The following is a 25,559-nucleotide window of genomic DNA, read 5'->3' on the forward strand; positions in this document are numbered from 1 at the left end:
TTACGTTAACGTAAGAGGCGAGTATGATTCATCCTTAAATTTTGCCCAACCACCGTTCACCGTGAGGACGACCATGCTGCATCTCCCAGGCCTGACCTTTGACCATGGCGAAGACATCGCCGCGCTGCGCGAAGCCGTACAACAGTTCGCGGAAGCCGAAATCGCACCGCGCGCTGCCGAGATCGATCGCACCGACCAGTTCCCGATGGACCTGTGGAAGAAAATGGGCGAGCTCGGCCTGCTGGGCATCACCGTCAGCGAGGAATACGGCGGCGCCAACATGGGCTACCTGGCGCACATCGTCGCCATGGAAGAAATCTCGCGCGCCTCGGCCTCGGTCGGCCTGTCCTACGGCGCCCACTCGAACCTGTGCGTCAACCAGATCAAGCGCAACGGCAACGAAGAGCAGAAGCGCAAGTACCTGCCCAAGCTGATCTCGGGCGAGCACGTCGGTGCGCTGGCCATGTCCGAGCCGAACGCCGGTTCCGACGTCGTCAGCATGAAGCTCAAGGCCGAACTGAAGGGCGACCGCTACGTGCTGAACGGCACCAAGATGTGGATCACCAACGGCCCGGACGCCGACACCCTGGTGGTGTACGCCAAGACCGACCTCGAGGCCGGCCCGCGCGGCATGACCGCCTTCCTGATCGAAAAAGGCTTCAAGGGCTTCTCGATCGCGCAGAAGCTCGACAAGCTGGGCATGCGCGGCTCGCACACCGGCGAACTGGTGTTCCAGGATTGCGAAGTGCCGCTCGAGAACGTGCTGGGCGGCGTCGGCAAGGGCGTCAATGTGCTGATGTCGGGCCTGGACTTCGAGCGCACCGTGCTGTCGGGCGGTCCGCTGGGCATCATGTCGGCCTGCATGGACGCAGTGGTCCCCTACATCCACGAGCGCAAGCAGTTCGGCCAGGCGATCGGTGAATTCCAGCTGATGCAGGGCAAGATCGCCGACATGTATTCGACCATGATGGCGTGCCGCGCCTACGTGTACGCCGTGGGCCAGGCCTGCGACCGCGCCACCACGCCGGAAGCGGTGCGCGCCCTGCGCAAGGACGCCGCCGGCGCCATCCTGTACAGCGCCGAAAAGGCCACCTGGATGGCCGGCGAGGCGATCCAGACCCTGGGCGGCAACGGCTACATCAACGAATACCCGGTCGGCCGCCTGTGGCGCGACGCCAAGCTGTACGAGATCGGCGCCGGCACCAGCGAAATCCGCCGCATGCTGATCGGCCGCGAGCTGTTCGGCGAGACGATGTAAGGCAGCTTAATGGCGGATGCCGTTTGTAGGGTGGGCGGGTTCTCCGCCCACGCGTTCAAATACAGCAAGCAGACCGTTTAGGCTGGCACTGGTTGAACGCGTGGGCGGGAGACCCGCCCACCCTACCTTGCAATAGAATATCTGCTTATCCAGGCCGCGCGAGACGAACGATGACCCAGCAAGCGTTCCCCAAACTGCTGTCTTCCCAGATCGCCTTCGACATCGCGCGCACCATCCTGGACGGCTTCGACAAGCATTACCGCCTGTTCCGCCAGGCCAGCCAGGGAGCACGGCGCCATTTCGAGAATGCCGACTGGGCCACCGCCCAGGAAGCCGCGCGCGAACGCATCGACTACTACGACCGGCGCGTGCAGGAATGCGTCCACGTCCTGCAGGACAGCTACCAGCCCGAAGAACTGCTGGACCCGGTCTGGCGCGAAACCAAGCTGCACTACATCGGGCTGCTGGCGGGCCACAAGCAGCCGGAACTGGCCGAGACCTTCTTCAACTCGGTCAGCTGTATCATCCTGCACCGCAGCTATTACCATAACGACTACATCTTCGTACGCCCGGTGATCTCCACCGAGTACATCGAGACCGACGAGCCGCAGCCGACCTACCGCGTCTATTACCCGGCCGCCGACGGCCTGCGCGTCGCCCTGCGCCGCGTGCTGACCAACTTCCAGTTCGCCGTCCCCTTCGCCGACCTCGACCGCGACATCGCGCACGTCGAGGCGCGCATGGTCGAGGCCTTCGGGCTGGCGCGTGCGGAACCGAATTTGCAATTGCAGGTGCTGTCCAGCCCCTTCTTTCGCAACAAGGGCGCCTACATCGTCGGCCGCGTCATCAACGGCCCGCGCGACTACCCGTTCGTGATCCCGGTGCTGCACGACCGCCAGGGGCGACTGGTGCTGGACACGGTGCTGCTCGAGGTCTACCACATCACCCTGTTGTTCAGCTTTACGCGTGCCTACTTTTTGGTCGACATGGAAGTACCCTCGGCCTACGTCGGTTTCTTGCGCAGCCTGATGCCGCGCAAGCCGCGCAGCGAGATCTATACCGTGCTGGGCCTGCAGAAGCAGGGCAAGACCCTGTTCTACCGCGACTTCCTGCAGCACCTGAAGCACAGCTCCGACCTGTTCCGGATGGCGCCCGGCATCCGCGGCCTGGTGATGCTGGTGTTCGAGCTGCCGTCCTTCCCGTATGTATTCAAGGTGATCAAGGACTTCTATCCGCCGCCCAAGGACACCACGCGCGCGCAGGTCAAGGAAAAATACCTGCTGGTGAAGCACCACGACCGCGTCGGGCGCATGGCCGACACGCTCGAGTATTCCGACGTCGCCTTCCCGCTGGCGCGCTTTTCCGAGGAACTGCTGGCCGAGCTGAAGCAGTTCGCGCCCTCGCTGGTCGAGATCGAAGGCGAGCGCATCATCGTGCGCCACCTCTACATCGAGCGCCGCATGGTGCCGCTGAATATCTACCTGCTTGACGCCCAGGCGGCCGGCGACGAGGAACGCATCGAGCACAGCGTGATCGAATACGGCAATGCGATCAAGGACCTGGTGGCCGCGAATATCTTCCCGGGCGACATGCTGTATAAAAATTTCGGCGTCACGCGCCATGGCCGCGTGGTGTTCTATGATTACGACGAGATCGAGTACCTCACCGACTGCAACTTCCGCGACATCCCGGAAGCGCGCAACGAAGAGGACGAGATGGCCTCGGAACCCTGGTACCCGATCGGCAAGCACGACGTCTTCCCGGAACAATTCGGCCGCTTCCTCCTTGGAAATCCGAGCATCCGGCGCTACTTTATGCAATACCACGCGGAACTGTTGACCCGCGCCTACTGGCAATCCCACAAGGACCGCATCCTGGCGGGCGTCGTCGACGACGTCTTCCCCTACCCGCAGCAGATTCGTTTCTGTCACCAAGCACATCCCCCCACTTTGGAGAACCTACACCATGAATGATCCAGTCGTTATCGTTGGCGCCGCCCGTACCCCGATGGGCGCCTTCCAGGGCGATTTTTCGTCGAAGACGGCGAGCGACCTCGGCGCGGTGGCGATCAAGGCCGCGGTGGAGCGCGCCGGCGTCGATGCCAACAGCGTCGAGCACGTCTACTTCGGCAACTGCCTGATGGCCGGCCAGGGCCAGGCCCCGGCGCGCCAGGCGCTGATCAAGGCCGGCCTGCCGCTGTCGACCGGCGCCGTGACCCTCTCGAAGATGTGCGGCTCGGCGATGCAGGCCGCGATCTTCGCGCATGACCAGCTGGTGGCCGGCAGCGCCGACATCGTCGTCGCGGGCGGCATGGAGTCGATGACCAACGCGCCCTACCTGATCCCGAAGGCGCGCGGCGGCTACCGCATCGGCCATGGCATCATGTTCGACCACATGATGCTCGACGGCCTGGAAGACGCCTACTCGCGCAACGAGAAGACCGGCGAAGGCCGCTCGATGGGCACCTTTGCCGAAGAGTGCGTGGCCACTTACCAGTTCACCCGCGAAGAGCAGGACAACTTCGCGATCGAATCGGTCAAGCGCGCCCAAGCCGCCAACAACGAAGGCTGGTTCAACTGGGAAGTCGCGCCGGTCTCGGTCGCCACCCGCACCGGCGAGCTGCTGATCGAGAAGGACGAAGGCCCGATGAAGGCCAAGGTCGACAAGATCCCGTCGCTCAGGCCGGCCTTCAAGAAGGACGGCACCGTGACCGCCGCCTCGTCCTCGTCGATCAACGACGGCGCCGCGGCCCTGGTCATGATGCGCGAATCGAAGGCCAAGGAACTGGGCTTGACCCCGATCGCGCGCGTGCTCGGCCACGCCACCCACGCACAGGAACCGAACCTGTTCACCACCGCCCCGATCGGCGCGATGCAGAAGCTGTTCAAGAAGACCGGCTGGCAGCCTTCCGATGTCGACCTGTTCGAGATCAACGAAGCCTTTGCCGCGGTGCCGATGGCCGCCATGCGCGAGCTCGACATCCCGCACAACAAGGTCAACATCCACGGCGGCGCCTGCGCCCTGGGCCACCCGATCGGCGCTTCGGGCGCGCGCATCATCGTGACCCTGCTGGGCGCGCTCAAGCGCACCGGCGGCAAGCGCGGCGTGGCTTCGCTGTGCATCGGCGGCGGTGAAGCCACCGCGATGGCGATCGAATTGGTGTAATACAAACCGTGGTTAATGCCGGTAATTTTGGCCGCGTTATTTGACCGCGTTATTTGACCGCATCAATCACGAATTGGATACGTAGGGTGGTCGGGTCCTCCCGACCGCGCGTTCAGGCACCGCATGCGTTGTCGATATGCCGGGTATAGTTGAACGCGCGGTCGGCAAAGCCGACCACCCTACGAGGAGACTGACATGCCCACTGCTTTGATCCTCGGCGCCTCGCGCGGCATCGGCCACGAGATGGTGCGCCAATACCGCGCCGACGGCTGGCGCGTGATCGCCACCGCCCGCAAGCAGCAAGATTGCGACGAACTGGCACACATGGGCGCGACCGCCCACCAGCTCGACGTCACCAGCGCCGATTCGATCGCCGCGCTGGGCTGGCGGCTCGACGACGAAAAGATCGACCTGGCCTGGCTGGTGGCCGGCGTCTACGGTCCGCGCGGCTCCGGCTTCCCGACCGGCCCCGAGTTCGACACCGTCATGCACACCAACGTGCTGGCGGCGATGCGCCTGATTCCCATTGTCGGCCCGCTGCTGGCCGATACCCGCGGCAAGCTGGCGGTGCTGTCGTCCAAAATGGGCTCGATCGGCGCGCGCAGCGCCACCGAAGGCAGCCTGTACCGCGCCAGCAAGGCCGCGCTCAACTCGGTGCTGAAGGACGCCTCCATCACCTACGGCGCGCAGGGCGTCACCTGCGTGTCCTTCCATCCGGGCTGGGTCCAGACCGACATGGGCGGTGCCAGCGCCCCCCTCACGGTGGAGCACAGCGTGCGCGACCTGCGCGCCACCCTCGACCGGCTCGATGCCTCCAGCAACGGCGCCTTCCTGGACCACGACGGCACCCCGATTCCCTGGTAAGCCGACCACACACGACAAGATACGAGACACGATGATACTGAGCGAAGAACACCAGATGATCCGCGACGCCCTCCGCAGCTACGCGCAGGAGCGCCTGGCCCCGCAAGCCGCACGCTGGGACCGCGAGCACTATTTTCCGAAGGACGAGCTGAAGGAACTGGCCGGGCTGGGCGCCTTCGGCGTCGCGGTGCCGGAGCAGTACGGCGGCGCGGGCCTCGACTACGTGTCGCTGGCGCTGGTGCTGGAAGAGATCGCAGCCGGCGACGGCGGCACCTCGACCATCATTTCGGTCAACAACTGCCCGGTCTGCTCGATCGCCATGATGTATGCGAACGAGGAGCAAAAACAGCGCTACCTCCGTCCGCTGGCCCAGGGCGAGATGCTGGGCGCCTTCGCCCTCACCGAACCGCACACCGGCAGCGACGCCGCGGCCCTGCGCACCACGGCGGTGAAGGACGGCGACCACTACGTCATCAACGGCACCAAGCAGTTCATCACCAGCGGCAAATACGGCGACGTCGCCATCGTCATGGCGGTCACGGACAAGGCGGCCGGCAAGAAGGGCATCAGCGCGTTCTGGGTAGAGACCAATATGCCCGGCTACATCGTCGCCGGCCTGGAACAGAAGATGGGCCAGCATTCTTCGGACACCGCCCAGATCGTGTTCGACAACTGCCGCGTCCCGGCCAGTAACCTGATCGGCGAAGAAGGCATGGGCTACAAGATCGCCCTGTCGGGCCTGGAGGGTGGCCGCATCGGCATCGCCTCGCAGTCGGTCGGCATGGCGCGCGCGGCGTATGAAGCGGCCCTGGCCTATGCGAAAGAGCGCGAGAGTTTCGGCAAGCCGATCTTCGAACACCAGTCGGTGCAATTCCGCCTGGCCGAGATGGCGATGCAGATCGAGGCCGCGCGCCAGCTGATCCTGCATGCGGCCTCGATGAAGGACGCGGGCCTGCCCTGCCTGAAGGAAGCCGCGATGGCCAAGCTGTTCGCCTCCGAGATGGCCGAGCGCGTGGTCTCCAGCGCCATGCAAGTGTTCGGCGGCTACGGCTACGTGGCCGACTTCCCGGTCGAGCGCATCTACCGGGACGTGCGCGTATGCCAGATCTACGAAGGCACCAGCGACATCCAGAAGATCCTGATCGCGCGGGCATTGTGATCTCTGTCCAGACCGCCACGGCCGGCGATGCGCGAGCGGTCACCGGTTGGCGCGTTGTCGATGAGCTTGCGGCTTTAACCGCAAGCCGCCAGTGCTCCCGTAGGGTGGGCGGCTCCACCCGGCAAGATAGCGAGCCTGCGGCCTGGGCGCCGCCCACGCGTTCAACCAGACTGTGAATCGCCGTCTCCCTGCTCATGGAGCTGGGATGGCCGCGCTCGGCCGATGTCAGGCGACGGCCGGCTCGAGCAGGGTCACGGTCTGGGCGTCGGTGTCGAGCCGGGCCCGCACGCCCACCGGCAACGTAAACTGGTGGCGGATGTGGCCGATCGAATAACCGGTCACCGCCGGAACAACGAGGGGCTTGAGATGCTGGTCGAGGGTCTGGTCGAGGCTCAGGGAATGCCGCCCTTCACCGGGCGCGCAGTCCTCGCAGATGCCGACCATGATCCCGGCCGCCCTGGCGAAACCAACCGACAAATCGAGCTGGGTCATCCAGCGGTCGAGGCGGTAGGGCGCTTCGTCCACCTCTTCCAGGAACAGCAGGCTGTCGCGGAAGTCGGCCGCGTAGGGCGTGCCGCACAGGGCCGCCACTATCGACAGGTTGCCGCCCAGGAGCGGGCCGCTGGCCGTGCCCGACGTCAGGGTGCGGATGCCGAAGTGCGGCATGGTCTGCGCCTTCAGCGCGTTTTCCGGCGCCATCGGGATCGTGTAGGTGGCGCGCGGATCGCACAGCACCGCCACCATGTGCTCGCGCGGGTAATCGGCCAGCGTGGACGAGGCCACCGGGCCGTGGAAGCTCACCAGGCCGGTCTTGTTGTGGATCGCCAGGTGCAGCGCGGTGATGTCGGAGTAGCCGAGCAGGATCTTCGGGTTGCGGCGGATCAGTCCATAGTCGAGCTGTGACAGCAGCGAGATGCAACCCGAGCCGCCGCGGATCGGCCAGATCATTTTAACGTCGGGGTCGGCGAACATGGCGTGCAGGTCGGCCAGGCGCTGCTGCACCGAACCGGCGTAGTTGCCGAAGCTGGCGCCAAGATACCTGCCCAGTTTGACGCGCAGGCCCAGCGCTTCGATGTTCTGGACGGATTTCTCGATCAGGCGCTCGTTGACCACGCCGCCGGGAGCGATCAGGCCGACCAGGTCGCCGGGGCGCAGGCGCGGGGGTTTGATGAGGCGCCGGGTGGCGCGCTGGGTAGTGCCCCGGGGCGCGGCGGCCGCGAGTGCGGAAGCGGAAAGACCGGCTGCGGCGAGCGCGCCGAAACTGCGTCGGCTGAGAGTCATGCGGAATACGCCAAACAAAGAAAAACGGCCCGCGCCGCGGAGGCATGTGCCTCCCTCGACAGCGGGCCGCAGGGTCCAGTCAACTCAGGCGATCAACTTAGAAGAACTTGTAGGTCGCCATCAGGGTGAACGAACGGCCACGCGGGTCGGCCACGCGCGGTTCCCAGGTGCTGCCCGCGCCGGTGTTGCCGTCGTAGGTGATCGCGAACGGCGGATCTTCGTCCAGCAGGTTCTTGATACCCGCGGTCAGGGTCAGGTTCTTGAAGCCGGTGTAGGTCGTCGTCAGGTGGAAGATCGAGTAGGCGTCGACTTTCGGGTTGTAGTTCGACGGCGTCACCAGGCCGTTGGCCACGCCCGGCAGCACCTGGTCGTCATAGCCCGCACGGTAGATGTTCTGCAGCATGGTGCTCCAGTTGCCGAACTTGTAGGTCGCATAGGCGCTATGCTTCCACTTCAGGCCCAGGTCGCCGGTGAAGACGAAGCGGCCCACTTCGCTGTCGCCGAATTCGGCGTTCGTAGTGGCGCGCGACTTCTTCTCGAGCAGGCGCGAACCGTCGATACCCAGGCTCCACTGCGAACCGGTACTGAACTTGCCGTTCGCGCGGGCGCCCAGTTCCAGGCCGCGGGTGATGCGTTCGCCGGCATTGACCCAGCGCTGGTCGATGATGCGGATGTCGCCTGCGGCGTCACGAATGAACTTGTCCTGGAACAGGTTGTAGTTCGCCACCATCGTCGAGGTCGAGAACGAGTAGATCGTGTTTTCCTTGCGGATCTCCCACAGGTCGGCGTTGGCCGAGAACCAGCTGGTCGGCTGGACCACGATACCGATGGTGCCCTGCTTGGCGGTTTCCGGACCCAGGTCCGACTTGCCGCCGGTGACGGTCACCGGGGTGATCGATTCGCAACCAGGCTTGGTGGCGTCGACCAGGCCGCTCGGGCACTTGGCCGGGTCGACCAGGTCCTTGCCGGCGTACGGCGATTCAGTCAGGCCGTTGAACAGCTGGTTGAACGACGGCGCACGGAAGCCTTCGTTGTACGAGCCGCGCAGCAGCAGCTCCGGCATCGGCTGGTAGCGGAACGAGACCTTCGGATTGGTGGTGGCGCCGATACCGCTGTAGTGGTCGCGGCGCACGGCCACGGTCACTTCGAGGTCCTTGGTCACCGGCACCAGCACCTCGGCGTACACGGCCTTGATGTCGCGGTGCACGTTGTCGAGCGCGTTGGCGTCGTCGAACGGCGCGTTCAGGATCGCCGGACGGGCGGCTGCGGCGCGGGCGTCGCCATTGAACTTGTATTCCTCGCGGCGCAGGTCGAAACCGACCGCGCCCATCACGGTGCCGGCCGGCAGGGCGAACAGCTCACCCGACAGCGCGCCGTCGAGCTGGGTCAGGATGGTCTTGCCGCCGTACAGGGTCACGCCGGCGGCGGAGGTAGCCTGGATCGCGTCGATGGCCGCCTGCGACTGGGTCTGGCCCGGCAGCAGGAAGGGATTGACGATGCCCGAGCCGAGCACGTCGGCCAGGGCGCGGGTGTAGTTGTAGCCGGTGCCCAGTTGCGACTCCGACTCGCTGAAGGCGCGCGACAGGCCGACCTTGTAGTCGTAGGTGCGGCCGAACAGGTTCATCGGGCCGTCAGCGCCGACCAGCACGCGGGCAGCTTTCGATTCGGTCACGATCTCGCGGTTGCCGCACTCCATGCAGCGCCAGCGGTAGGCGATCGGCAGGCCGTAGTTCGCGGCAACGCTCGGGAACACCTTGACCAGTGCGTTGTACACGGTGTCGTAGGCGGCGCCGGTGCTCGGGTAGAACGAGCTCGGACCGAAGGTCGAGGACGAGGGCGAGATCTGGTTCGGCGAGAAGCGCTTGGCCACTTCGACGTTCGAGCCCACGCCTTCGATGAAGAACTGGTGGTCGCCCGACTGGAAGGTGGCGCGCGCCAGGGCGTTGGTGTTCTTGACCGGCTGCTGCAGCACGGCCGCGCGGCCGGTGTCCCAGGCGCAGCCGTAGGCGGCGCCGGCGCTGTTCCACAGCTTTTCGTCATACGGGCCCATGCCGTCGATGCTGTTGCAGCCCGCGCCGCCCGGCAGGTCGAGGATGCTGATGCCGCTATAGGCGGTGGTGCCGCCGCCCGGGATCATCGGGCCGGTGCCGGTAGGCGACAGCAGGGTCGGCGCCAGGCTGGTGGCGAACACGTTGGCGTGCGGCGCACCGCGGGTATCGACCGAGACGCCGCGGTCCGGCTGGAAGGTCTGGACGAAGTCGCGCTGGTTGCCGCGCAGGGCCTTGTTTTCGCTGTGCGCGAAGGTCGCCAGCACGTTCCAGCCGTCGGTCTGCAGGTCGCCCCAGCCGCCGGTGATGGAAGCGCGGCCGATCTCGCCGCCGCCGGCTTCGGTGACGTCGACGAAGGCCTGGGTTTCCAGGCCCTTGTAGTTCTTTTTCAGGATGAAGTTGATCACGCCGCCGATCGCGTCGGTGCCGTAAATCGCGGAGGCGCCATCCTTCAGGATTTCGACACGCTCGACTGCCGCCATCGGGATCGAGTTCAGGTCGACCGCCGAACCCTTCATGCCGTGGGTCGCCACGCGGCGGCCGTTCAGCAGCACCAGGGTCGAATCCGCACCCTGGCCGCGCAGGTTGGCCGAGGACGCGCCGTTGTTGCCGCGCTGGGCGCCCGAGGTGACGTCGGCGTTCGAGGCCAGGTTGTCCGAGCCGTTGCCATTGACGTTCAGCGTGGCGATCAGCTGCTCCGCGGTGACGATGCCCTGTGCTTCCAGTTCCTTGGCCGTGATGACTTCGACCGGCAGCGCGCCTTCCTTGGCGATGCGCTTGATGCTACTACCGGTGATTTCGACACGCTGGACGGGGCCGGAAATCTGCACATTCTGTGCGATGGCCGGGCTGACCGCGCCCATCAGGGCGATCAATTGAGCGAGCTTCTTTAACTTCACGCGTTTCTCCTAACGTTTTCCCTTGGCGGCCTGGGTGTCCGGCCGGGCTTCATATTCGTAATGTCTTGGCATTACGTTATTTTCGATTTCAGGGTAAGCCTAGTGATTTACGGCTATCCAATGAATTATCCGGCGGCCAGTATAACTAACAGGAATGTTTTATTTGGGAAAAACTCACGAAAACTAACGTGTCCCTCTGCTAGAACGTCCTCTTTGCGCAACATCAACATCCAGATACCGCCAGGTCGTGAATTCAACTGGATGCCGTTTGTAGTTTTTCAGCCACGGATGACGCAGGTCACCCGACAGCACATGGGTCAGCGGCACCCAGGGGTTGTACGCGTGGATCAGCTGGTTCATCTCGAAATACAGCTTCTGGCGCGCAGGCCCGTCGGTGAGCCGGCGCGCCTGCTCATAGCGCACGTTATAGGCCGGCAGGTTGAAGCGCGCATAGTTGGCACGGCCGGCGTTCGGGCCGTACAGCAGCTGGTAGAAGTTGTCGCCATCCGGGAAGTCGGCGATCCAGTTACTTTCGAACATCTGGACCGTGCCCAGGCGCGAAGCCTTGATGATCTCGGTCTTCTTGTCCGATTTGAACGTGACGCGCAGGCCGATCGCGTTCAGGCACTTGCGCCATAACTCGTCGCGCAGGCGGCCGCCGACCGTGGCCTCGCTGTGCATGGTGAGCGTCAGCGGCCGGTCGTCGGGCGTGCGGCGAAACCCGTCGGGATCGCGCCGGGTATAGCCATGGCGGTCCAGCAGCGCATTGGCCAGCGCCGGGTCGTAGGGCACCGGGCTGCGGTAATCCGGATCGTAGCCGAGCACGTTGGGCGGCAGCGGCGACTCGGCCTTGATCGCGAAGCCCTTCTTCAGCAGCGCGATGTCCTCGGCACTGTTGTAGGCCATCGAGATCGCGCGGCGCAGCGCCACCCGGTCCTTGCCGTAGCCGCCGAGCACCGGGTCTTCCATGTTCATCCACATGTAGTAGGTCTGCAGCACCGGGAAGCGCGACAGCACGATGCCGCGCGCCGCCAGCTCCGGTTTCAACTGGCCGTCTTCCACCACCATCTCGGTCATCGACTCGGGGATCTGCTCGAGGTAGTCGTATTCGGCGTTCAGGAAGCCCAGCATGCGGCCCTGGAATTCCTCGGCGACGCGCAGCTCGATCCGGTCCACCCGCGGCAGGCGCTTGCCTTCCAGGGCGGCGGCGATCGCCTGGTCTTCCGGATTGTCGCCCGGGGTGGCGTGGAACACCGCCGTCGAATACGGGTTGGCCAGCAATACGATGCGGTCGCTGCGCTTCCACTCGCCGACCATGAAGGGGCCGGTGCCGACCGGGTGGTTGCCGGCCTGGCCCGGATAGGCCTCGATGACTTCGCGCGCCACCGCGCCGGACGCCGGCGTCGCCAGGTAGAACAGGAAGTTGTTGTCGGGCGCCTTCAGGCGGATGCGCAGGGTATGGCGGTCGAGGGCGCGCAGCTCGGCCACGCCTTCGAACATGGCGGCCCAGGGCGACCGGGTCGCCGGATCTCGCAGGCGCGCGAGGCTGTACGCATAATCCTGCGCCGTCATCTCGCGCTTCACTCCCTTGAAGGCCGGGTCCCCGGTGAAATAAATACCGGGGCGGATGCGAAAGGTGTAGGTCAGGCCGTCCGCGCTCACTTCCGGCATGGCGACGGCGGTGTTCGGGCGCAGCCTGGCCGGGCGCGCCAGGTAGTCGTAGCGCAGCAGCGGGTCGAACAGGTTTTCCAGCAGCGACAGGGTGGCGTTGTCGGAGGCGACGGCCGGATCCAGGCCGGTCTCGCTGGTCGACAGGAACATGCGCAGCACCTTTTCTTCGGTGCGCGCGGGGACGGGGGAGTCGGCCCCTGTCGCGCTGCCCGCGCACAGCAGGGGCAACAGGAAGGCGACGGCGGTGAGGCGAAGTTTCATGGACGGCAGGGACGTGGAAAGCGTTGCGTATCATATGCCCGGTCAAGTGTGGAGGCAACGAATACCGGCCGATCCTGAGCGGCTCATAACTTTTTCACATGGCGCGGGTGCATTCTTTCATCCTTGCAGCTTGGTCTCGGCCTATACTCTTCGCTGCACAATCTGCTGTACCTGCGCAGCGACTCCACTCATGGCACTCAATTACATCTGGTCCGGCTTCTTCCTCATCGGCTTCGTAGCGGCACTCGCGCAGTGGCTGTTCCTGGGCGATACCGAAATCTTCAAGCGCATCATCGACGGCACCTTCTCGTCGGCCAAGATGGCGGTGATGGACATCGCCCTGCCGCTGGCCGGTGTGATGACCCTGTGGCTCGGGATCATGAACGTCGGCGAGAAAGCCGGCGCCATCAACCTGTTCGCGCGCATCATCGGCCCGTTCTTCTCGCGCATCTTCCCGGGCGTGCCGCAAAACCACCCGGCCAATGGTCATATGGTGATGAACTTCTCGGCCAACATGCTGGGCTTGGACAATGCCGCCACGCCCTTCGGCCTGAAGGCCATGGAAAGCCTGCAGACGCTGAACCCCCACAAGGACGAGGCCAGCGACGCCCAGATCATGTTCCTGGTGATCCAGACCTCGGGCCTGACCATCATCCCGCTGGCGATCATGGCCCAGCGCGCGATCCTGGGCGCGGCCAACCCGGCCGACGTCTTCATCCCGACCCTGATCGCGACCTACTGCTCGACCATCACCGGCATCATCGCGGTCGGCCTGCGCCAGCGCATCAACCTGTTCCACCCGGCCGTCTTCGGCTGGATCGGCGGCATCACGACGCTCATCGCCGCGATGGTCTGGTATATCACCGTCTTCCTCGACAAGTCGCAGATCCAGCAGTTCTCGGTGGTTGCCGCCAACCTGATCCTGTTTTCGATCATCGCCGCCTTCATGACGGCCGCGCTGCTCAAGCGAGTGAACGTGTTCGAAGCCTTCATCGAAGGCGCCAAGGGCGGCATCGAGACCTCATTGCGGATCATTCCCTACCTGGTCGGCATGCTGGTGGCGATCAGCGTGGTGCGCAACTCGGGCATCCTGGGCATGATCGTGAGCGGCTTCGCCTGGCTGTTCGGCGCGCTCGGCCTGCCGACCGACTTCGTCGGCGCGCTGCCGACCGCGCTCATGAAGCCGCTGTCGGGCAGCGGTTCGCGCGCCATGATGATCGATGCGATGACCACCTACGGCGTCGATTCCTTCGTCGGCCGCCTGACCGGCATCCTGCAGGGCGCGGCCGATACCACCTTCTACGTCGTGGCGCTGTATTTCGGCTCGGTCGGCATCCGCAAGACCCGCTATGCGATCGGCTACGGCCTGCTGGCCGACCTGGCCGGCGTCATCGGCGCGATCTTCGTCGCCTACCTGTTCTTTGGTTAAGGAGTAAGCCCATGTTTCGTCGCCTGACGCTCGCCACCCTCTTGTTCGCTGCATGCAGCGCCCATGCCCAGCTGCCGGCCCCGGTCGCGCAGGTGCTGGCGCAACAGGGCCTGCCGGAAGACGCGCTCGGCGTGCTGGTGCTCAAGGGCGATTCGGTGCTGCTGTCGCACCAGGCCGACCGGCCGATGCAGCCGGCATCGACCATGAAGCTGGTGACGACCATGGTGGGCCTGGAGCGCCTCGGTCCCGCCTTCCGCGGCCGCACCGAGCTGCGCACCACCGGCGAGATCGACAAGGGCGTGCTGCGCGGGAACCTGATCCTGAAGGGCGGCGCCGACGCCGACCTGTCGGGCGAGGGCCTGGAGAACATGCTGCGCGCCCTGCACTACCAGGGCATCCGCCGCATCGAGGGCGATCTGGTGCTGGACCGCAGCCTGTGGCAGCCGGCGCGCCCGGACGTCGGCGCGCCGCCTTTCGACGAGGCCCCCGAGGCGTATTACAACGTCATCCCGGACCCGCTCCTGGTCAACAAGAACATGCTGCAGATCGACATGCGTTCCACCGGCAAGCGCTTGAAGCTGGCCATGCAGCCGCAACTCGAGCGCGTGAGTATCGGCTCCGATATGAAACTGGTCGACGCCGACTGCGCGACCTGGGAAGACGGCTGGAAGCTGCCGGAAGCGGTGCGCCAGAAAAACGGCCGCATCAAGGTGCTCCTGCACGGAACCTTCCCGAAAGACTGCGCGCGCAGCTACAGCATCAACGTGCTGGACCGCGACGACTACGTGGGCCGCCTGTTCCGCCAGAAGTGGAAGGAACTGGGCGGCAAATTCAGCGGCAAGGTCGTGGCAGGCACCGCGCCGTCGGAATCGACCCTGCTGGCCCAACACACGTCGCGCATGCTGCCCGAGCTGGTACGCGACACCAACAAGCCTTCCGACAACCTGCTGGCGCGCACCCTGTTCCTGAGCCTGGGCAGCCTGCAGCCGGATCCGGCGGCGGGCAGCTTCGCCCTTCCCGCCAACGGCGAGACTACATTCGCGCGCGCCGACGCCGCCGTGCGCGAATGGATGCGCGGACAGCGCATCGACGATACCGGGCTGGTGATGGAAAACGGCTCGGGCCTGTCGCGCATCGAACGCATCACGCCGCAGCAGATGGCCCACCTGCTGCAGGCCGGCCTGCGCAGCGCCTGGATGCCGGAATTCCAGGCCAGCATGCCGATCGCCGGCATCGACGGCACCCTGCGGCGCCGCCTGCAGGGAACCCCGGCCGCGGGCCGCGCGCGCCTGAAGACCGGCACGCTGCGCAACGTGGTGGCGCTGGCGGGCTATGTGCCGGATGCGAACGGGGAGCAGAACGTATTCGTCGCCATGGTCAACAGCGAGCAGGCGGGCAACGGGCGCGGACGCGCGGTGCTGGATGCGCTGGTGGATTGGGTGGCCAGGTCGGGGACGGCGCCGCAACCGGCCCCGGCGCCCGTGGCACCCGTGGCACCGGCGGCGCCAGTGATGCCATAAGGCCGCAGGCCTGCGATCAGGCCTTGCGGCGGCGCTTGAGGCCCAGCCCGACCAAGCCAAGGCCCAGCAGCGCCAGCGATGCCGGTTCCGGCACGTCGGCGGCCGGGCGCACCGCGCTGATCTTGGTGCTGAAGTAAGCTTGGTTGTTCAGGTCGGCGTTACCGGCCCAGATCCATTGCGTGTCGGACGAGACATTTTGCCAGCCCCATGGCGCTGCGCCATTACCGCCGAGTTCGGTCAAATCGCCATAGACGCCATTGAAACCGCTGTTATTGCCCTTCCAGTGGATCGCGTTCGTCATCAGGAACTGGGAACCATTGGCGAACACGTGCTGCTCGTCATCGATCGAGAGCTGACCCAGCATGCCCGCGATACCACCCTGGTCGTAGGCGAAGATGTGCAGGTAGTAATCCTGGCCGGCTTGCAGCGTGGCGGTGTTGACATAGCCCGCGCCCCAGTTGTTCCCTGCCCCGAAAGCAGTGCCGGTCTCGGTGTCACTGGTGGACAGATAAGCGACGAAGCCATTGTCGACGTGCAGCTGCGTGGTCAGCGTACCAGCGAACGCGCTCGAACCGGCGAACGCGGTGGCAAGGACGAGGGTCTTCAGGAAGGATCGCATTATTTCTCCAGATAAATTTTTGATTCCTTACGTTAAGCAATCAATGTGCCAGAGAAATAAATTTATTAAAAACAATGGCTTATCTTTGGTTCTTCGCGGGAAATGGGGGAAGACGGTATCGACTGGCTGAGCGGGAGGTGGTGGCGGAGGTCTGATGTTGGTAGATTGATAGTCGCCAAACAAATCAGTCTGTCAAACCACCGCCATGCTCAATGCTATGTCGTCTGTCTCATTTTGGGAAGGCCATATTGTCGACACCGTCCAGGAACAAGAAGACGGGTCGCTGTTAATCGTTCTCGACACCTGCCCGGCAAGTGATGCCGTGTGCGGAGCGTGCCTCCAGCCTTGTGCCCTGGTGCATGAACGCCGAAGGCGTAAGGTGCGCGATCGTGACGTTCTGGACAAGCGCGTCTGGCTCGATGTGCCGGTTCGGCGGCTGGACTGTCATCACTGCAATGCACGGGTGGCCGAGCACATTGTTTGGCTTGACCGGGGAGCTCGCATTACGCACCGCGTGCGCCTTTGGGTCGAGGCGTTGGCGCAGCTGCTCCCGATAGCCCATGTGGCCCGACTGACCGGCCTGCACTGGCACACCATCAAGGACATCGATCATCGGCGGCTGAAACACCTGCATGGTGACTTCTCGGCAGAAGGCGTTCAGCGCTTGGTCATGGACGAATTCGCGCTGCACAAAGGCCACCGCTATGCCACTGTGGCCTTGGATGCCGAGCGAATGCGGGTGCTGTGGGTTGGAGAGGGTAATAGCCGGGAAGCGATCCGACCATTCTTCGAGCTGCTGGGAGAGCAAGGCTGTCAGCGAATCGAAGCCGTAGCCATGGACATGAACACGGCGATGGACCTCGAAGTTCGCCAGCAATGCCCGAACGCGGAAGTCGTCTACGACCTGTTTCACGTGGTGGCCCGCTTCGGCCGCGAAGTGGTAGACCGGGTTCGCGTCGACCAAGCCAATGCCTTGCGTGCCGAATCAAAGGCCCGCAAGGTCATCAAGCGTAGCCGCTGGCTGTTACTGCGCAACCGCGACAACCTGAAAGCCGAACAGGCCGTCAAACTGGAGGAGCTGCTGGCTGCCAACCAGCCTTTGGCGACGGTCTACCTGCTCAAGACCGAGTTGAAGGAAATCTGGTATGCCCCATCGGTCCGGGAAGGTGCTCGTCGATGGAAAACCTGGCTCAAACTCGCCCTTCAAAGCCAAATCGCTCCGGTAATCCAATTCGCCAAACGTTTGGCCAAATACCGGCGCGGCATCCTGGCTTCGGCCATCTATCCGATGAGCTCATCGATCCTGGAAGGCGTCAACAACCGCATCAAGGTCATCAAGCGCATGGCCTACGGATTTCGGGATGCATCTTATTTCTTCCTGAAAATCAAGGATGCGTTCCCCGGCAAAGCGCGATGAACCTTATCTTTTCGCGCTGGCGCTCGTGTAAATATTATCGACACGGGCGGGCGCCGCTGGAGGATTCAGAGCACGCGGCGGTAGGTGGCGCGCACCAGTTCGCGGTCGCCGCAGTCGAAGTGCCACCATTCGGTATTGATGCCGAAGAAGCCGGCCTGCAGCATCCCTTCACGCAGCAGGCGACGGTTGGCCACCTGCGCCTCGCTGAGCTTGCCGGCCGCCAGGAAGCCTTCTTCCAGCGCCGGGTGCGACAGGTCGGTCATATCGTCGAAGCCGGTGCCCATGTCGAGCTCGCGGCCCGCTTCGTCGAGCAGGGTGATGTCGAGGGCCATGCCGTACGAGTGGATCGAGCCGCGCACCGGGTTGGCCAGGTACATCTGCAGGCCGGTGCCCGCCAGGGCATCCCACAACTGCTGCTGCACGCGCTGCGGACGCAGGGCGTCCAGCACCAGGGCGGTGTAGCCGGGGCGGCGCTCCTTGAGCCAGGCCACGAGCTGCTCGAGGGCCGCGGCGGCGTCGCGGTGCAGCCAGGCGCAGTCGAAGGGCGAGTACAGGTCACGTCCGACGAAGTTGTTGCCGGTCGCGTAGCGCAGGTCGATCGCAATCCCTTCGATGCTGGTGAGATGGCGGAATTCGGGGCTGCCGGCGATGTCTTCGCTGGCCACAGTGTCACTCATGATGCACCAGCTTTTTCGAGACAGGCGCGCGCGGTCGCGCCGATACAATTGGCCAGCTCCCGCGCTCCGTGCGACAAGGGAGAGTGGCTGGCACTGAGCAGATACAGGTGCACCGGCATCGCAGGCACCCACTGGCGGCACTGCACCTTGGCTGGGTCGGCCGAGGCTGCGGTGAAGGGGTCGAGCACGGCCAGGCCGGCGCCGGCTTCCACCAGCGAGCGTGCGATCTGGTAGGTCTGCACCACCGTGTGGTAGACCGGCTGCACACCCTGCGCTTCGCAGGCTGCGACCACGATCTCGCCCAACGGGTCGCCGTCGTTCAGGCCGATCAGCTCCCCGGTCAATCCTTCGACGCCGAAAGGCCTGGACAGCGCTTCCTCGCTCCAGGTGCCGCGCGGCGCCATCACGGTCAGCATCCCATGGGCGATCGGCTCGGCCACGATGCCCGGGTGGCGCGGGTCTTGCAGCGACAGCGCCATGTCGGCTTCGCCCAGGCGCAGCGCGTTCACGATCTCGCTGGTGTGCTGGGTCGCCAGCTCGCAGCGCGCCTCCGGGAAGTCGCGGCGCCATACCGTCATCGCCTGCGGCAGCACGCCGATCGCGATGGTCGGCGTCGACACCAGGCGCACGGTCTCGACCGCGCGGCTCTTCAGGCTGGCGGCAAGGCGGCGGATGCCCTGCAGGTCGCGGTTCAGCTTCTCGGTTTCGGCGAACAGGCGGTGCGCCTCGGGCTTCGGATAGAGCTTGCCGCGCACGCGCTCGAACAGGGGCATGCCCAGCTGCAGCTCGGCATGTTGCAGGACTTTCGTCACCGCCGGCTGCGAGATGTGGAGAACCTGGGCGGCACCGCTGATGGTGCCGACCTGCATGATGGCGTGGAAAACTTCGATATGACGCAGGCGCATCGCTTTATCCTTGAGTAGAGACTCCGCGCGCATGGCGCGGATTTTGCGAAGGATACAGGGAAAATCCGGCTGGGGCGACCGTCACGGCGCGATCACGACAGCCGGGCTGGCCGGAACCGCCGGTACGGGCGGTGCCGCCGGCATCGGAACGGGGGGCGTGGCCGGGCTCGGCGCCGGGCTGGGCTGGGCCGGCGTCGGCATCGGCATCGGTACCGGCACCGGCTGCGCCGGCATGGGCACCGGCGCCGCCGGGACCGGCGTCGTCGCCGGTGGCAGCAGCGGCACCGGCGTGGTGATCACCGGCGGCGGCATGATCACCGGCAGCGGCGCATTGGCCGGGGTGGTCAGGACTTCCAGCAATGCTGCGGTTTCCGCATCCGGATTGCCCGAGAAATCCGCCGGACGGTACTTCATCTGGAAAGCCTGCAGCACGGTGCGGGTCTGCGGGTCGAGCATCCCGGTCTGCTGGATGGCGAAACCGTGGGTCGCCAGCTTGCGCTGGAACCAGAACATGTCCGGCAGCGTCGCATCGAAGATCGGGCGCACGAGGGCGACGCGGTTCGCGTCCGGCCACAGGATCAGGCCTTCGCTGGCCAGGCGCGCCCACGGGAACAGCGGTCCCGGATCCTGCTTGCGTTGGGGCGCGATGTCGCTATGGCCGAGCACGTTCTCGGGAGCGATGCCGTGGCGCTGGACGATGTCCTTGAGCAGCGGGATCAGGGCCTCCACCTGGGCCTGCGGGAAGGGGTAGAACATCCGGCCGCCGTCCGGGGTGCTGGTCCAGCCCGGGTTGACGATTTCGATGCCGATCGAGCTGTTGTTGAGCTGCGTATAGTTCTTCCAGCTCGAATTGCCGGCATGCCAGGCCGCGCGGTTTTCATCGACCAGGCGGTAGATGATCGGCTGGGCATGATTCGTGACGAGGTAGTGAGCGCTTACCTCTTTCTCGGTCAGGATCTTGATCGAGCTCGGGTTGTCGGACACGGTGTAGTGCAGCACCAGGAAGCGCGCACGGCTCGACTGGCCCTTGGCGTTATAGGTGGTATCGATCTTCGGGCCGACCGGGCCGGTGGCGCAGCCTGCCAGCAAGGCGAGAATGAGGGGGACGATCAGGTTTTTCATCGAGGTGGAATCCTGTTTGATTAAAGGGCGCAGCGCGCCGGCTCTGCTGCCAGCCGCGCGGCCGCATAGTGGGCGCGCATGCCGGTCTGGGTGAGTATGGTATCCGGGGGCAGCGCCGCACGCATGGTTTCGACGATGGCCGGATGCAGTTCGGCGGCGCGGCCGGCCAGTGCGACCGGGCGCGCACCGAAACGCTTGATCAGCGCCTGCGCCAGCCTGGCCAGTTCGCGGCCGGCTTCGCGCAGGATGGCGGCGGCGGCCGGATCGCGTTCGGCGGTGGCGGCGACCGCGATCGCCAGCTTGCCGACTTCGCCGCGCTCACGACCATAGATGAACTGGCGCGAGAACGACCAGTCCGAGCCGCCCACGTGCTGGAACACGGCATGCGCCATCGGCGAGCTTTCCCAGGCGCCCGGCTGCTCGTCTTCCCTGCGCCAGATCTGGCGAAGGGCTTCGCGCGCGATCCAGAAGCCGCCACCGCCGTCGTCCAGCACCACGCCGCGCCCGCCGGCGCGGTGGAAACCCCCGCCGGCGTCGATATAGGCGCCGATCGAGCCGGTACCGGCATACACCAGATAGCCCTCGCCCGGCTTGAAGCTGGCGAGGTAGGCGATTTCGATGTCGTTGCTGAGCACGACCGCCTGCGGGTCGAGGCCGAGCAGCTCGCCCAGGCTGCGCTGCAGCGGTCCGCCATCGCCGCCGAAACCGGTCACGCCGGCGCGCACCGCCGCCGGCCGGCCATGCGGCAGTACGGCGTCGGCGATGGCGCCGAAGGTCGCCTGGACGGCATCGCGTCCTTCGGCACTGCCCATTTGCAGGGCCGACAGCCCGGCCGCCGTTCCTTCGGCAACGATGCGCCCGCCCGGCGCCGCGAGGGCCCAGCGTGTCTGGGTGCCGCCGGCGTCGATGCCGAGGCCGAGATGTTGCGCTTGTTGCGCTTGTTGCGCTTGTTGCTGCTGTTGCTGTTCGGGATTAAGCATGGCCCGCGAGTGTAGGTTGTCGGTCCGCCGGCATGCGCATGCATGCTGGCGGTCCTTGCATGAACCGAGGTGATGTACCCGGCTTGTTCAATATATCAAGGCTTGCGCCATGCCTGCACGCGCGCGCTTTCGTTGCCGAGGCGGTCGACCGCGCTGACCAGCACCAGGTCGGCGCCGCCGAGCTTGGCGTCATCCGCGACGGTCCAGCCCACGCGCAGCGCCGGCACTACCGCGAAGCGCCACGCGCCCCCATGGCGGGACCAGACCGCGTACAGCGCGTTCGCCTTGCCGGCCTTGAGCCTGAGCGCGACGCCATCCTTGCCGCGCGTGGCCGTGACCAGCGGGGTTCCCGGGCCGTCCGATTTCAGCCAGGGGGTGGCCGGCACCAGCGCCTGGCCGGCGTAGGGTCCGGCGCGCAGCAGATCGCTGATGCCCTGGCGATTCTGGCTCAGGGCCGCCATGCTGAAGTGGACGTGGCCGCTCGACTGTGGACGCTGGCGCGTCAGGGCGATCTGGTCCAGGATTTCCTTCGGCTCGTAGGTCTTGGTCGGCGCCGCCGCGCCGATGCGGCTGGTGAACAGGCCCGGCCAGATATGGCGGCCTTGCGTGTTCTGGCTGAGCCAGTAGTCGAGCAGCACCGGGTAGGACTGGGCGGTCTGCGCGATCGGCCAGTACAGCTGCGGCGTGAAATAGTCGAGCCAGCCCTTCTCCAGCCACAGCTCGGCATCCGCGTACAGCTTGTCGTACTGCGAAAAGCCCGAGATGCCCGGCGGGCGGCGGTCCGGGCGCCCCATGCCGAACGGGCTGATGCCGAAGCGCACCCAGCTCTTTTCCTGGTGGATGCCCTTGTACATGGCCTCGATCAGGCGGTTGACGTTGTCGCGGCGCCAGGAAGGGCGATCGAGCTTGCCGCCACCCAGCAGATAGCGTTCCCAGGCCGGGCCGTCGGGGAAGTCGAGTTCCTTGGCCGACGGCTTGCCGCTGTTGTCCAGCGCCTGCGCATTGCCGGCCACATCCGGCGCGGCAATCGGGTAGGGGTAGAAGTAATCGTCGATGTGTACGCCGTCGATGTCGTAGCGGCGCACCACGTCGAGGATGACGTCCATGGTCTGCTTCGACGCAGCCTCTTCGCCCGGGTCCATCCACATGAACTTCCCGTAACGCTTGACCGCGTGCGGAATGGTGTTGGTGATGTGGTTCGGCGCGGCTGGCGAGCGCGCATTGTCGTGGCGCGCGCGGTAGGGGTTGAACCAGGCATGCAGCTCGAGGCCGCGCGCATGCGCTTCGGCGACCCAGAACTTGAGCGGGTCATACCAGGGCATTGGCGCCTTGCCCTGGGCGCCGGTCAGGTACTCGGACCAGGGCTCGATCTTCGATGGGTAGATCGCATCGGCCGCCGGACGCACCTGCAGCACGATCGCGTTCAGGTTCAGGCTCACCGCGCGATCCAGGATCGCGATCGCCTCCGCCTGCTGTTGCGCGGCAGGCAAGCCCGGCTTGCTCGGCCAGTCGATATTGGCGACCGTCGAGACCCAGGCGGCGCGGAATTCGCGCGGCGCGGGCGGCGGCGTGTCGCCTGCCCCGGCTTCGGGAACGGTCGGCTGGGTGGTGCAGGCAGTCAGGAAGCTGCCCAGGGTCAGGGCACCGGCCATGCCGGCCATGCCGGCCAGGGTGAACGCACGTTTTTTCAGGTTGGGCTTCAAATCCGTTCCTTCATTCTATTCTCAGACTTTGACGAACCACCGCTTGCGCCACATGCCGAGCGCGATCGCGAACATGCAGGCGTTGAACAGGATGGCATATAACAGCGAGGTATTGGCGGCGCCCAGCGGCAGCGCCTTGATCGGGCCGTACAGCATGCGGCCGAGCGACAGCTGGCTGCCGTCCGGCTGTGCCAGCTTGATAAAACCGAACATCTTGGCGACGAAGCCCGAGAACGCAAAGATGAACAGCGCGTTCATGCCGTAGATGACGAACGGCGTGGCCCAGGCGGCCGCGCGCTCGCGCACCACCTTGTAGGGATTGGCGTCGAGCAGCCAGTAGAACATGCTGAAGGCGAGCAGCGCCCAGCCGCTGGTCCACAGGCAGTAGGATACCGTCCACAGGCTTTTATTGATCGGCATGAGCACCGCGTCCAGGCTCGAGCCCAGGGCCAGCAGCACCAGCCCGGCAAACAGCATCCACGCGGTCTGCTCGACGCGCGCCAGCTTCAGGGCCAGCAGGCGCCCGGCGAGCACGCCGAACAGCTGGCTGCACAGGGCGGGGATGGTGCTGACCAGGCCTTCCGGATCCCAGGTCTTCGATTGCACCCACAGGTGGCCGTCCAGCAGCATGCGATCGACGTACGCGCCGAAATCCTGGCCCGGCGCCAGCACGCCGGCCCCGATGCCCGGCACCGGCACCCACAGCATCAGCACCGAGTACAGCGCCAGCAGGCCGGCGATCACGGCCAGTTGGGCGCGCCAGCCGAGGTAGACGACGATCGGCGCGGCCAGCAGCGTGCACAGGGCGATGCGCTGCAGCACGCCCGGAATGCGCACGGTCTCGAAGTCGAAGCGCGGGATCAGGTTCAGCAGGAAGCCGATCAGGAAAATCAGCGCGGCGCGCCTGGCCAGCTTGATCAGCAGGCGTGGCTTGTCGGCGCCGGCGGCGGCCAGCCGCCCCAGCGACAAGGTCATGGCGACGCCGCCGATGAACAGGAAGAAGGGGAAGATGCAGTCGGTGAAGGTCCAGCCGTTCCATTTGGCGTGGGCCAGCTGCGCATGCAGGTTGCCCCAGTCGCCCGGATTGTTCACGAGGACCATCGCGGCGATGGTAAAGCCGCGGAAGGCGTCGAGCGAGGTCAGGCGCACGGGTACATCGCGCATTACTGCATGGTCTCCTTGTGATTGTTCTGTAGGGTGGTCGGCTCGGCCGACCGCGCGTTCAACCTGCTGATGAATGGACGATACATCTGCTCATGTGATGGCTGGACGCGTGGGCGGGAGACCCGCCCACCCTACGTACTTATGGCTACTTTTTACCGAACTCGGGGTCGATCTTCACCAGCGCCGCCATGATGAAGGCGGGAACGGTCGACAAACACGCCCAGATGAAGAAGTGCTGGTAGCCGAGGTATTCCTGCAGCTCGCCGCTCCACATGCCCGGCACCATCATGCCGAGCGCCATCAGGCCGGTGCAGATCGCGTAGTGGGCGGTCTTGTGCTCGCCCTCGGAGACCATGATCATGTACAGCATCATCGCGGTGAAGCCGAAGCCGTAGCCGAACTGCTCGACGGCCAGCGAGGCGCACACCACGGCGAAGCTGGTCGGCTGGGCCTGCGACAGGTAGACGAACACCAGGTCCGGCAGGTGCACCGCGAACACCATCAGCCACAGGCAGCGCTTCAGGCCCAGGCGCGAGATCAGGTAGCCGCCGGCCAGTCCGCCCAGGGTCAGGAACGCGATGCCGATGGTGCCGTAGGCGATGCCGTACTGCTCGGTGGTGAGGCCCAGGCCGCCATTCGCCAGCGGGTCTTTCAGGAAAGGCGCCACCAGCTTGAGCAGCTGGGCCTCGCCCAGCCGGAAGGTCAGGATGAAACCCAGGATCAGCCAGATGTCGCGCTTGCGGAAGAACAGCGCGAAGGTCACGAAGAAGTCGCGCAGCGGATTGCTGCTGCCTTTCACCGCGTGGTCGCTGTCCGGCTTGGGCAGGACCAGCTGGTGCCACATGAAGGCCGCGAAGAACAGACCGGCCAGCACGAAGAACACGATCGACCAGGCCTGGTTGACGTCGCCCAGCTGGGTAGCAAGGTAGCCGGCCAGCACCACCAGCGGGCCTTGCCCCGCCAGGGTCGCCAGGCGGTAGAAGGTCGAGCGCACCCCGACGAAGGCCGCCTGCTGCTGCTGGCGCAGGCCGAGCATGTAGAAGCCGTCGGCCGAGATGTCATGGGTGGCGGAGCTGAATGCCATCAGCCACATCACGGCCAGGCTGGCGACGAAGAAGTTCGGCAGGTGCAGCGACATGCCCACCGCGACCAGCGAGGCCGCGACCGCCAGCTGCAGCAGCACGGTCCAGCGGCGCTTGGTGCCGAACATGTCGACGATCGGCGACCACAGGGGCTTGATCACCCACGGCAGGTACAGCAGGCTGGTATAGAAGGCGATGTCGGAGTTCGATACGCCCATGTCCTTGTACATGATGACCGAGAGGCTCATCACCACGACGTAGGGGATGGCCTGGGCGAAGTACAGGGACGGCACCCAAAACCACGGGCTCTTGGCTTGCGAAGTCTGCATAGTTCT

19 protein-coding genes are annotated in these 25,559 nt (G+C 65.4%); 8 read left to right on the forward strand and 11 right to left on the reverse strand.

What is annotated here, in order from left to right; translation table 11 throughout:
- Positions 1-73: 73 nt before the first annotated feature.
- The 5 genes from IM543_00725 to IM543_00745 all read left to right on the forward strand — a co-directional run bounded on the left by IM543_00725 (position 74) and on the right by IM543_00745 (position 6,446).
- Complete coding sequence (locus IM543_00725) at positions 74-1,258, forward strand: isovaleryl-CoA dehydrogenase (protein QOY94486.1); 1,185 nt, start codon at positions 74-76, stop codon at positions 1,256-1,258.
- A 170-nt stretch (positions 1,259-1,428) separates the two neighbouring features.
- Entirely contained in the window at positions 1,429-3,231 is a 1,803-nt protein-coding gene (gene aceK / locus IM543_00730; protein QOY94487.1) for a bifunctional isocitrate dehydrogenase kinase/phosphatase, read from the forward strand.
- On the forward strand, positions 3,224-4,423 hold the full coding sequence (locus tag IM543_00735) for an acetyl-CoA C-acyltransferase (protein ID QOY94488.1): 1,200 nt from the start codon (positions 3,224-3,226) through the stop codon (positions 4,421-4,423). Before aceK ends, IM543_00735 begins: the two co-directional genes overlap by 8 nt.
- A 195-nt stretch (positions 4,424-4,618) precedes the next feature.
- Positions 4,619-5,287, forward strand: coding sequence for an SDR family oxidoreductase (locus IM543_00740; GenBank protein ID QOY94489.1), 669 nt, complete (start codon positions 4,619-4,621; stop codon positions 5,285-5,287).
- 31 nt (positions 5,288-5,318) lie between these two features.
- The gene (locus tag IM543_00745; protein ID QOY94490.1) at positions 5,319-6,446 is read left to right on the forward strand and encodes an acyl-CoA dehydrogenase family protein; all 1,128 of its coding nucleotides are present in this window, start codon (positions 5,319-5,321) and stop codon (positions 6,444-6,446) included.
- Between the two features lie 225 nt (positions 6,447-6,671).
- Here the strand turns inward: IM543_00745 and IM543_00750 are convergent, their stop codons facing one another.
- From IM543_00750 to IM543_00760, 3 genes are all read right to left on the reverse strand, one after another.
- Positions 6,672-7,727 (reverse strand): LD-carboxypeptidase, encoded by a 1,056-nt coding sequence (locus IM543_00750; protein QOY94491.1) that lies wholly within the window; start codon positions 7,725-7,727, stop codon positions 6,672-6,674.
- 97 nt (positions 7,728-7,824) lie between these two features.
- Entirely contained in the window at positions 7,825-10,674 is a 2,850-nt protein-coding gene (locus tag IM543_00755; GenBank protein ID QOY94492.1) for a TonB-dependent receptor, read from the reverse strand.
- Positions 10,675-10,857: 183 nt separating this feature from the next.
- Positions 10,858-12,606, reverse strand: a complete 1,749-nt coding sequence (locus IM543_00760; GenBank protein ID QOY94493.1) for a heme-binding protein — start codon at positions 12,604-12,606, stop codon at positions 10,858-10,860.
- A gap of 190 nt (positions 12,607-12,796) precedes the next feature.
- On the opposite strand from IM543_00760, the gene IM543_00765 reads away from it, so the two are divergent.
- Together IM543_00765 and dacB are read left to right on the forward strand one after the other, a co-directional pair.
- Entirely contained in the window at positions 12,797-14,035 is a 1,239-nt protein-coding gene (locus tag IM543_00765) for a hypothetical protein (GenBank protein ID QOY94494.1), read from the forward strand.
- Positions 14,036-14,046: 11 nt separating this feature from the next.
- On the forward strand, positions 14,047-15,555 hold the full coding sequence (gene dacB / locus IM543_00770; GenBank protein QOY94495.1) for a D-alanyl-D-alanine carboxypeptidase/D-alanyl-D-alanine-endopeptidase: 1,509 nt from the start codon (positions 14,047-14,049) through the stop codon (positions 15,553-15,555).
- A 16-nt stretch (positions 15,556-15,571) separates the two neighbouring features.
- Here dacB and IM543_00775 read toward each other — a convergent pair whose 3' ends face one another.
- Positions 15,572-16,174 carry a PEP-CTERM sorting domain-containing protein gene (locus IM543_00775; GenBank protein QOY94496.1) on the reverse strand — a complete coding sequence of 201 codons (603 nt, stop codon included), beginning with the start codon at positions 16,172-16,174 and terminating at the stop codon, positions 15,572-15,574.
- A 205-nt stretch (positions 16,175-16,379) separates the two neighbouring features.
- On the opposite strand from IM543_00775, the gene IM543_00780 reads away from it, so the two are divergent.
- A complete protein-coding gene (locus IM543_00780; protein QOY94497.1) occupies positions 16,380-17,591 on the forward strand; it encodes an ISL3 family transposase in 1,212 nt (403 codons plus the stop codon).
- 65 nt (positions 17,592-17,656) lie between these two features.
- Here the strand turns inward: IM543_00780 and IM543_00785 are convergent, their stop codons facing one another.
- From IM543_00785 to IM543_00815, 7 genes are all read right to left on the reverse strand, one after another.
- Positions 17,657-18,268 (reverse strand): M15 family metallopeptidase, encoded by a 612-nt coding sequence (locus IM543_00785; protein ID QOY94498.1) that lies wholly within the window; start codon positions 18,266-18,268, stop codon positions 17,657-17,659.
- A complete protein-coding gene (locus IM543_00790) occupies positions 18,265-19,173 on the reverse strand; it encodes a LysR family transcriptional regulator (protein ID QOY94499.1) in 909 nt (302 codons plus the stop codon). The genes IM543_00785 and IM543_00790 overlap by 4 nt, the downstream gene beginning before the upstream one ends.
- Positions 19,174-19,254: 81 nt before the next feature.
- Positions 19,255-20,295 (reverse strand): N-acetylmuramoyl-L-alanine amidase, encoded by a 1,041-nt coding sequence (locus IM543_00795; protein ID QOY94500.1) that lies wholly within the window; start codon positions 20,293-20,295, stop codon positions 19,255-19,257.
- 20 nt (positions 20,296-20,315) lie between these two features.
- Positions 20,316-21,275, reverse strand: a complete 960-nt coding sequence (locus IM543_00800; protein QOY94501.1) for an ATPase — start codon at positions 21,273-21,275, stop codon at positions 20,316-20,318.
- Between the two features lie 95 nt (positions 21,276-21,370).
- Entirely contained in the window at positions 21,371-22,936 is a 1,566-nt protein-coding gene (locus tag IM543_00805; GenBank protein ID QOY96455.1) for a family 10 glycosylhydrolase, read from the reverse strand.
- A gap of 63 nt (positions 22,937-22,999) precedes the next feature.
- Entirely contained in the window at positions 23,000-24,142 is a 1,143-nt protein-coding gene (locus tag IM543_00810; GenBank protein QOY94502.1) for a DUF5009 domain-containing protein, read from the reverse strand.
- 145 nt (positions 24,143-24,287) lie between these two features.
- Positions 24,288-25,553, reverse strand: coding sequence for an MFS transporter (locus IM543_00815; GenBank protein QOY94503.1), 1,266 nt, complete (start codon positions 25,551-25,553; stop codon positions 24,288-24,290).
- Positions 25,554-25,559 lie beyond the last annotated feature (6 nt).

Origin of the sequence: Massilia sp. UMI-21, from assembly GCA_015277795.1 — a bacterium.
GTDB lineage: Bacteria > Pseudomonadota > Gammaproteobacteria > Burkholderiales > Burkholderiaceae_D > Telluria.

What these genes read in the sequence shown, in the direction of transcription:
- IM543_00725 (QOY94486.1), top strand. Translation starts at nt 74, where the DNA reads ATGCTGCATCTCCCAGGCCTGACCTTTGACCATGGCGAAGACATCGCC.
- aceK (QOY94487.1), top strand. Translation starts at nt 1,429, where the DNA reads ATGACCCAGCAAGCGTTCCCCAAACTGCTGTCTTCCCAGATCGCCTTC.
- IM543_00735 (QOY94488.1), top strand. Translation starts at nt 3,224, where the DNA reads ATGAATGATCCAGTCGTTATCGTTGGCGCCGCCCGTACCCCGATGGGC.
- IM543_00740 (QOY94489.1), top strand. Translation starts at nt 4,619, where the DNA reads ATGCCCACTGCTTTGATCCTCGGCGCCTCGCGCGGCATCGGCCACGAG.
- IM543_00745 (QOY94490.1), top strand. Translation starts at nt 5,319, where the DNA reads ATGATACTGAGCGAAGAACACCAGATGATCCGCGACGCCCTCCGCAGC.
- IM543_00750 (QOY94491.1), bottom strand. Translation starts at nt 7,727, where the DNA reads ATGACTCTCAGCCGACGCAGTTTCGGCGCGCTCGCCGCAGCCGGTCTT.
- IM543_00760 (QOY94493.1), bottom strand. Translation starts at nt 12,606, where the DNA reads ATGAAACTTCGCCTCACCGCCGTCGCCTTCCTGTTGCCCCTGCTGTGC.
- IM543_00765 (QOY94494.1), top strand. Translation starts at nt 12,797, where the DNA reads ATGGCACTCAATTACATCTGGTCCGGCTTCTTCCTCATCGGCTTCGTA.
- dacB (QOY94495.1), top strand. Translation starts at nt 14,047, where the DNA reads ATGTTTCGTCGCCTGACGCTCGCCACCCTCTTGTTCGCTGCATGCAGC.
- IM543_00775 (QOY94496.1), bottom strand. Translation starts at nt 16,174, where the DNA reads ATGCGATCCTTCCTGAAGACCCTCGTCCTTGCCACCGCGTTCGCCGGT.
- IM543_00780 (QOY94497.1), top strand. Translation starts at nt 16,380, where the DNA reads ATGCTCAATGCTATGTCGTCTGTCTCATTTTGGGAAGGCCATATTGTC.
- IM543_00785 (QOY94498.1), bottom strand. Translation starts at nt 18,268, where the DNA reads ATGAGTGACACTGTGGCCAGCGAAGACATCGCCGGCAGCCCCGAATTC.
- IM543_00790 (QOY94499.1), bottom strand. Translation starts at nt 19,173, where the DNA reads ATGCGCCTGCGTCATATCGAAGTTTTCCACGCCATCATGCAGGTCGGC.
- IM543_00795 (QOY94500.1), bottom strand. Translation starts at nt 20,295, where the DNA reads ATGAAAAACCTGATCGTCCCCCTCATTCTCGCCTTGCTGGCAGGCTGC.
- IM543_00800 (QOY94501.1), bottom strand. Translation starts at nt 21,275, where the DNA reads ATGCTTAATCCCGAACAGCAACAGCAGCAACAAGCGCAACAAGCGCAA.
- IM543_00805 (QOY96455.1), bottom strand. Translation starts at nt 22,936, where the DNA reads ATGGCCGGCATGGCCGGTGCCCTGACCCTGGGCAGCTTCCTGACTGCC.
- IM543_00810 (QOY94502.1), bottom strand. Translation starts at nt 24,142, where the DNA reads ATGCGCGATGTACCCGTGCGCCTGACCTCGCTCGACGCCTTCCGCGGC.
- IM543_00815 (QOY94503.1), bottom strand. Translation starts at nt 25,553, where the DNA reads ATGCAGACTTCGCAAGCCAAGAGCCCGTGGTTTTGGGTGCCGTCCCTG.